This window comes from Gammaproteobacteria bacterium (genome assembly GCA_003696665.1).
Taxonomy (GTDB): Bacteria; Pseudomonadota; Gammaproteobacteria; order Enterobacterales.
This window is the reverse complement of the sequence record RFGJ01000013.1, coordinates 1-1,144: the sequence shown is the minus strand read 5'-3', so window position 1 is coordinate 1,144 and position 1,144 is coordinate 1. Positions and strand designations below refer to the sequence as shown.

Annotated in this window: 1 protein-coding gene; it reads left to right on the top strand. The window is 51.8% G+C overall.

The window, feature by feature from the left end; all coding sequences use genetic code 11:
- Positions 1–516: 516 nt before the first annotated feature.
- The coding region (locus D6694_00315) for a hypothetical protein (protein RMH48598.1) at positions 517–1,144 on the top strand (628 nt) is incomplete at its 3' end.

Here is a 1,144-nt window from a genome sequence, read left to right as displayed (position 1 = left end):
CTCGAAGTGTATCCGCAGCGCAAGGGCCCTGACACCGCCGCAGTCGCTATGGCCGTTTCGGACAAAAAGATCGGCGGATGAAGCGGGCTGCCGGCTGATGTTTTTCCGATAATTTGTCTGCTGACTCGGCTTCGTCGGGAAGGGGTTTTGCATTGCGCAAGTATTGCAAATCAATGTTGCGACAACCTTTTTGTCTGCCGTCGGATCCCTGTTTCGCCGATGCATGCCTTTGCTGCTCTGTCAGTTAGCGATATTATGGAAATATTTATTTGTCGCGAATTTTGCAAGGCGGCCGGTTCGCCCGGATTTTTTGAGATGTATTTTTTTTTTGTAATGCATTTGCAAATGTGTCGGCCGACGCCCCGGGGTTGGACCTATAGACCGGTCAGGTGATTTGCAATCCAACGATTTCGCGGGACCGTGAGCGGAAATCCTGTGTGCCTGAATGACACAGGGGCAACACCCGAATGCCTCAAGGAGGGTATTGGTTTCCAAAAAATGTTAAACCCGAACAACATGAAAACGATTACGCTGACCATTGCGATTTTCTTGACAGGGTTTCTTCCCGTATCGATGGCCCAGGAGCAGGAGGCTGCGGCCAAGGGAGGATGTACCAGTGTGACCGTCACCGCTACACCAGATTACAGTGCACAAGGTCTGTGGACCCACCTTTGGGGGTACGAAGTGAATTGCGGCCAGGTGGACAATCCGTGTTGTGTGGTGATGTTCAATCCGCATGAAGCGACCCCGATTTATTACCTGCAAAAGAAGAATGATGCCGGAGGCTGGAACGAAATTGCCGGACCGACTTTCAACCCTGTGTTCGAAAACCTGGAAAAGGGAACTTACCGCGTGCGTATGCTTTTGCCGACTCGTGACGTGACCTGCGGAACACCCATAGAAGTGTACAATCTGTTGGGCCAGTTTCTGGGCTACAAAGCCATGTATCCACCGCCGAGTTACTATACGAACGAGGTGCTTGTTGGCCCTACCGACGCCAGTGACATCGGTTTTACCTTTATCGACAACCAGCCGGACCCGAATCCCAGGACTTATGATTTTGGCGAGACGGTGAAAATCAATACTTCGGCATCCAGGAACTACGACTTGTGGTGGCTGGCCATTTTCGAGCGGGGGCCACAGT